Annotated in this window: 4 protein-coding genes, 2 tRNA genes and 1 CRISPR repeat array; all 6 genes read right to left on the bottom strand. The window is 39.0% G+C overall.

Features of this window, described 5'->3' with window-relative positions; translation table 11 throughout:
• Positions 1 to 429: a CRISPR direct-repeat array (repeat unit 33 nt; unit sequence TTAGACACTTATAGAATTACATTACTCTCAAAC).
• A 72-nt stretch (positions 430 to 501) separates the two neighbouring features.
• On the bottom strand, positions 502 to 1,176 hold the full coding sequence (gene csn2, locus HMPREF3182_RS01435; protein WP_062485099.1) for a type II-A CRISPR-associated protein Csn2: 675 nt from the start codon (positions 1,174 to 1,176) through the stop codon (positions 502 to 504).
• Positions 1,173 to 1,493, bottom strand: coding sequence for a CRISPR-associated endonuclease Cas2 (cas2, locus tag HMPREF3182_RS01430; protein WP_007392621.1), 321 nt, complete (start codon positions 1,491 to 1,493; stop codon positions 1,173 to 1,175). Before cas2 ends, csn2 begins: the two co-directional genes overlap by 4 nt.
• Complete coding sequence (gene cas1, locus HMPREF3182_RS01425) at positions 1,483 to 2,358, bottom strand: type II CRISPR-associated endonuclease Cas1 (RefSeq protein ID WP_062485096.1); 876 nt, start codon at positions 2,356 to 2,358, stop codon at positions 1,483 to 1,485. Before cas1 ends, cas2 begins: the two co-directional genes overlap by 11 nt.
• Positions 2,359 to 2,370: 12 nt before the next feature.
• Entirely contained in the window at positions 2,371 to 6,411 is a 4,041-nt protein-coding gene (gene cas9 / locus HMPREF3182_RS01420) for a type II CRISPR RNA-guided endonuclease Cas9 (RefSeq protein ID WP_072270818.1), read from the bottom strand.
• Positions 6,412 to 6,935: 524 nt separating this feature from the next.
• A tRNA-Arg gene (locus tag HMPREF3182_RS01415) sits at positions 6,936 to 7,012 on the bottom strand.
• A 36-nt stretch (positions 7,013 to 7,048) separates the two neighbouring features.
• A tRNA-Trp gene (locus HMPREF3182_RS01410) sits at positions 7,049 to 7,124 on the bottom strand.
• Between the last annotated feature and the right edge of the window lie 39 nt (positions 7,125 to 7,163).

The raw sequence follows: 7,163 nt of genomic DNA, 5'->3' as shown, positions 1-7,163 counted from the left end.
TTAGACACTTATAGAATTACATTACTCTCAAACCGTCGATTTTATCATATATTCTCTTATGTAGTTTTAGACACTTATAGAATTACATTACTCTCAAACTGTGTCGTGGCTTATTGGGTACTGGGCAAAGTTTTAGACACTTATAGAATTACATTACTCTCAAACATAACAATCACGATTCAAGGGAAAAACGCTGTTTTAGACACTTATAGAATTACATTACTCTCAAACGGAAAAAGGCGGCTATTTGCTTCCGGAAGCGTTTTAGACACTTATAGAATTACATTACTCTCAAACGCGGCAAGGCTCCGCACCCGGATCCGCTCCGTTTTAGACACTTATAGAATTACATTACTCTCAAACCCCGTAAAATAAATACTTAGATAAGTCTTGGTTTTAGACACTTATAGAATTACATTACTCTCAAACCCCAATAACGTTGACGCCAAAAGTATTTTTTCACCATTACACGCGATGTAATTCTACTCATGCCACAATACCTTAATAAATAAAACATAAATCCTTATCTATAGTATAAACTTTTTCTAACAACTCATCAACACTATGACAGGTATATCCCGATTCAATACAAAAAATGGGTATCTTTTTACGTATACAATGTTCATATACTAATTTTAATTCCTCTTCCGTCATATATTTTCGGACATTAACCAACACAATCAGCTTACTCTTTAACAAATCACAAATAATATCCAAATACGTCACGAGCCTTTCTAACAGTTCCGTCTCTCCCCATTCAAATTTAAAATCTCCCGCCTTTATCAAATCTTGTGCAGAAAGGGCCGCTTTATACCCGACCTCAACCGGTGCCTGCAAGGTAATCTCAGTATATAAGCGGCGAAGTTTATCATTAATTTCATACAGCAGCTCCGATTCCTCTTCGGCAATACTCGTCAAATAGGCATGTAACTTAGAGAGAACGGATTTCTGATTGCCATCTATATGAAAGAGATCCGTTACAAGAATAACATCTTTTTTACAATCCAATTGTTGTTGTGCCTGTGTAAATACCCAATGCCCCTCGGCTCCCGCGATTTGAGCCGATAACTCCTGCAAAGTATGTCGAAAATACAGCATGTTTTCTATATATAACGTGGCAACATAATTCTCCGACAATTCAATTTCCATATCCGATAAAGCATATAACACCTTCATAATATAATCATCCGTTCTGTCGTATCTACTACCTCGGATGTCACGCTGCCTACTAACAGCTCCATCCGTGAAAATTGTTTTTCCGTAATCGTCAACACTTGCACTATTCCTGTATTCGGTTTATGTTTTTCCAATCCTTTCATTGCCGCTGCCGCATTCGTCTGATTGAGTACTAATTTTATATAAATAGAACGTTGCATCATAAGGTACCCGTGAGATATTAAGTATTTTCTAAACAATCGATACTCTTTTTTATCTTGTAACGTAAAGGTCGGCATATCAAACATAACTAAAATTCTCATAAATCTATAGCTCATATTCTATAAACCTGACTAATGACAGATCGGATGCAGTAAGTGCATCCGCAACGCTTTTACAATAGATGTGAAGGGCCCCGGACAGTACATGGCATTGCTTGTTAATAGTAACCTCTTCAGAAAGCAAATACACCAATTGATGCTTTTCTTCTTTCGTAAAATGAGTTAAATCCATGTCCACAACCGTACGATCTACCAAACTGCGTAGCGGTTCAATGAGGTCACAACTAAAATTAAACGAATTAAATTGATTAGCATGACGCAGTCCGAACTGCGTTAAGTAGCCCAGGGCCGCAACTTCTCGATTAATCGCCGACAGCAAAATGGCATACCCATAATTTAAGGCTGCATTAATATTATTTTCTTCGTCCCGCGTAAAGGATTTTCCAAACAGTGCATGAAAATATACTTTCGCCGCATGCCCTTCGCGCTGTGTTGCATCGCCCAATCGGATATCCCCACTGTATGATTCCAGCACTTGATAGGCCGCTAAGCCTTTTCGCGCCAACAACCTCGCCTGATTCCGGATTTTAGTGCGCACAATATCCGTCCACAACCGTACTTTATCCCTTTCGGACCAATTCAGTTGTTCCCGACAACGACCGCTCGTATTATGAGCGCCATAGTACCCTACCAATTCGGCTTCCGGATTTCTTGCGGGATCACAAAAAATAATTTTTACTTTTTCTTTAATCAGTGCATGCAGCAACGCTGCCGTCATACTCACGGCGGTGGATTCAATGAGCAGAATATAGATTTCACGAATATATATTTTATGCACCTCTCCCTCTTGCCGAACAAGCATATAATTCATTTTTACGTCCAATTTAGCACACCGACTAATCACTACCGTACGCCAACTCATAGTATCCCCTTTCTATAGTAAGGAAACGGCTTTTTCATACAATCCTGTAATAGAGGTTTCATACACAATACACTCTTCCAGCTTCGTCAAATCCATTGGTTGTTTTCGTCTCGACATAGTAACGCCAAGCCACTTTTTTAAATTAGAGGTGGTCTTGTTATTAGCCAAGAGATTTAATATTTCCAACAAACAACTACATTGAGCGCCTATCGACAATTTCCGGAATCGCTCGCGAGCAGTCTCACTTGCCAATTTCTCAACTCTCTCTTGATAAGCTTTGACAAATATTTTCGCTTCCATTTTCTTCAGCAATACATCATAAAAAGCCTCATTGGCTTCTGCTGTAATAAGGTCTATGGCTTGTGCCGTATTTTCAACGTCGTCCGCACGACCGACTTTAGATACAGCTTTTAAATAGGCTGCCGCTTGTTCATCCAACACGACGGGAATCGCCGGATATAAACATATATAATCCTCTGTTCTGCCGCCCAAAAAGTATTTAAAACCATCGATTTTCACAACCGTATTAATACACAACTTTTTATAAATCGGCGTAATCATACTATAAATATCCTTAATCGGCTTCGTTTTCTGCTTCGTTTGCCAAGCATAGGCCGTAAGGTCCGCTTCGGTTTGTAACAGGCCGGCTGCATATACCGGTATAGGAATAATCAGGGTATGAATCGTATCCGACGCTTTTTCGCAACAAGAAAATACACTATAATAGGCAATTTTTATCTTTTCATAGCCTCCATATCGATGTACATCCCGCAATCGTGCATCGGCCCCTTTTAAGGGGAAATACATTCCTTCTTTCGTCTTATGTGCTTTAGTAATCGTGGCGTCATATAATTCCCCCTTTTGCACTAATAATTTTTTAGTAATTCGTACATCATTACTCTTCATCATGGCTTGTACCGTTTCTAAACTCTTAGGGACCTGCCAAATAACCCGACCTTGTTTAAGGAGATCGAAATCATACATACGATTTAAGTTATACGGTCTTCGTTCTGTTGAACGGGCAATAAATTCCCGCGGATTTTTCGTAAATTTTTCATGGTACACATTCCCTACCACAATATTTAAATACGCGTCTTTCGCATGGTGGTAATTATTTAATTCCCGTATTTTTATAAAATTATGTTGGTGTCTAAATTGCGATACCGTTTCCGCTTTTACAAAACAAATGTCCGTATGCTTATATATGCGTTCCAATAAGCCGATAACCGCTTTCGTAGCTTGCGAGGTCTCTACTAATTGCCGGGCAATAAAGCCGGACAATTCCTCCGCCGTTAATTCGGTAGTTCGCATAAGTCGTTCATATTTTTTCTCGCTAATAAACCCTGCCCGGCATAAATATTGCCAGTATGCTTTATTTTTCTCACGTATTGCGGGTCGTAACGGGTACTGATCGCTCTTTTCTTTATTAAGCTGCGATTTTACTAATACTAAATTATCCCAACTGTCATCTTTAGTTAAACTCTGCGGATAAATATGGTCAATATCATATTCCGAGGTAAACAACGCATCCATAGCAATCGGTTCATGAGAATACATACAACGCCCCATTTGCGTATAATAGAGGTATAATTTTTTCCGTCTGAAATCCCCTGCTTGATGCTTTTCAATTTCTTTTTTCCATGCAGCACCTTCTTTACCAATAGCTGTATATAATTCTACTAATCGTTTTTTTCGTGAATCTTTTTTTGTTTTTTCTGCTTGATTCGTTCTAGTTACTTCAACGAAAATTTTCTTCGGTGCCTGCCCCATAATTTTGACCAGTTCCTCTACAATACATAGACTTTGCCAAATAGATCGTTTAACCGATGGTGCCACATATAAATCATCAACTAGTTGATAATCAAGCGTATCCATCATATTCGTTGTATGCTGATGATTCCACGCTTTAATCTGTTTTATATATGTTCCCTGATCACTCAAAATTTCCATTAAATTTTGACTTGATTCACGCAAACAAGTGATAATATTCCGCTCTACTCCACTTTTATCACAGCCAATAATTTTAATAAAAAAGGCTTGTGATAATCTTCCCCAATCAGCATATTTTAATTTTTTGATAGCCCGCATCTGACTATCACTAATGCTATTACCATAAACTTCACGTATTTTATTTTCTAAAATATCTTTGGCTTCCCCAAACAGAGTAACCCAGCGAATAATCCGTTCCGCCATACTATGATCGAATCCCGTGCCGAAAATCCGTACCATATCGCGATAGGATTGTAAATCTCCCTTAATGGAATCATCCATGCCGGTAATGACGGCCGTAGCACTGCCGGTAATCAAACCGTTTCTTTTCAAAAAGTCCAGCACCCGGCCTTTGGTTTGTTTTTTATGTTCCTGTTTAAATACTTGCTCAATGTATAACCGCTTGATCTCCACGGGCAATTCGTGTCCGTCATACTTAATCATATTCAACTCATTTAATAGCATAAATTCACTATATAATAAGGAACGTTTCGGCAGGACATCTTCTCCGATAAGGTACGTACATTTATTTGTCAGATTCGTAATAAATGCCTCTGCCGATGCTTTGACATCCACCATATCCGCAAAATTCCAAGGGTATACTTTCCCCCTTTGTTTGCGCACTACCCAACCGGTACCCTGTTTCCGGTCCGCAACCGTTTCGCCGCTATGCGGATTAAGAGGGCCCACATAATAAGGAATTCTAAACGTAAATAATTGAATAATTTTATCTTTTACAGATACTCCCTCACTGACATCATTTAAAAATTTATATTTTTTACGGGCTGTCTCTAAAATAGCTTCCAACTCGGCTTGATGAATTTGATGCGGAATCACTGCATTATCTTTAACCCGCAACAACGGTAAAAAGGTTTCTAACCGGATCGCCTCCAAAATGGCCTGTTTCGAGTCCGAATCGTCTACTTGCTTTAAGACGGCTTGCACATATTTATAAAATCCTTCCCGATTAACGCGTTTTCCCTCACTATAAGACGATATATAGGCAACATAATTCGATAAGTCTTTTTTATTATTTTCTCTAAACATTTCATTATATAAACGCTTGTGCGGTTTTAATATCGCTTTTAATGCCCGTAACTGTTCTTTATGTGTATTATAATCTTCTACCTTTGCTTCCGAGATACTCTGTTTTCCCTGCAAAATCTGTGAAAGAATTAACGTATCATACAGTGCTTTCATCGTATCTAACAATACAATATCATCGCCTATACTATTCGCATAGTCGTCTCTTTTTTCATCATAATCGCCGGAAGAAAAATTTATTTTTAAGTCTTTATAATCACTATTGTCAAATAATTTGGAAATATCCGAATTAAGACCTAAAACCACCCCCGCCATTTCCGCCGCCTGTGCTTTTTTTACCTTATCCTTAAGCGGATTCCATAACTCTTGAACGGCTTTTTTTCGGTCACTTTTCGTTTTTTCGTTATTTTTAAGTATATTTACCATTTCATTACTATCAATCGTATCATCTAAAATAGCCAGTCCCTGTTTCCCAAATAGGGTGCGTACTAATTCTTCTATAGAATCCCCGTTCTGTTCTAAAGAACCGGCAAATAAAAAATGGCCTCTATACTTCAAGATATGATGTACTGCTAAAAATAATTCTCGAATATCCTGCGGTTCCTCTTCCATTAATCGTTTTCTTACATGGTAAATCGTAGGATTGTCTTTATAAAATCGGTCCGCATCAAATTTATCGGTACTGAATAAGATATGTTTTTCTTTAACCGTCTTATCTTCCAAGAAAAATTTACTTTCTTTTAATCGCATAAAAAAAGTATTATCCACTTTTGCCATTTCCTCAGCAAATAATTCCTCTAATATCTGTAACCGATCCCTTCTCCGTGCCAACCGCCGTCTATTCGTTCTAAATTGGCGACGTTCCGCCGCTCGCTTACCTTCTGCAAACAAGCGGCTGCCCCACATCTTATGCCCTCTGAATTTAGGGATGCGATAATCCGGCGTTGCCACTGCCCAGCCTACAGAACTAGTACCAATATCCAAGCCCACATAATACTCTTCCCGGTTACGCTTTTTCATAGTAATATTCTCCTCTATACAGTATTGACAAATCCATGTATTAATTCTATACTAACAATAGAATTACATTACGAGTTCAAATAAAAATTAATTCAAAGTGCCTTCGGGCTGCTCGATGTGGAGCTTTTAATTTTTCTCGATTCCTTGGAATCGAGTTTTTTTTTGCCCTTTTAGGAGGCACACGCGCCGCTTACCGACAACGTACTTCCCTATATTATATTCTACACCTATAGGGAACATTCCTGCAGCAGCACCGATATTACCGATCGAGAAAATAAAAAAACAGCCCGACGACCGTTCGGACTGTTCAACATGTTTTTATTTTCACGCCTCATATAAAAAAGCGACTTCGTCATGTACCGAAGCACCTCTCCCCCTGCAACACGTACCGGAACCCCGGCTCTACAACCTCGTCTGCAACGTAATCGGGAATGCCCCCGCCTCGAAATCAAGTATACCGAAAAAAACGAACTCTCTATTCTTACAGAATCCTGTAAAAATAGAGAGTTCGTATCTCAATCAAATGGTGACCCGGTAGGGATTCGAACCCTAGACCTACTGATTCGTAGTCAGTCACTCTATCCAGCTGAGCTACCGAGTCATGGTGAGATATGATAATATATCATATCTCATATTATGGCAGGGGCAGAAGGAATCGAACCCTCAACCAACGGTTTTGGAGACCGCTACTCTACCAGTTGAGCTATACCCCTATAAAAATCAGCGACTCCCTATCCTCCCAGAGGGCCTCC

The sequence above is a fragment of the Megasphaera hutchinsoni genome, from assembly GCF_001553405.1.
Taxonomy (GTDB): domain Bacteria; phylum Bacillota; class Negativicutes; order Veillonellales; family Megasphaeraceae; genus Megasphaera; species Megasphaera hutchinsoni.
Note: the sequence above shows the minus strand (reverse complement) of the source record. Positions and strands in the feature narration are given on the sequence as shown.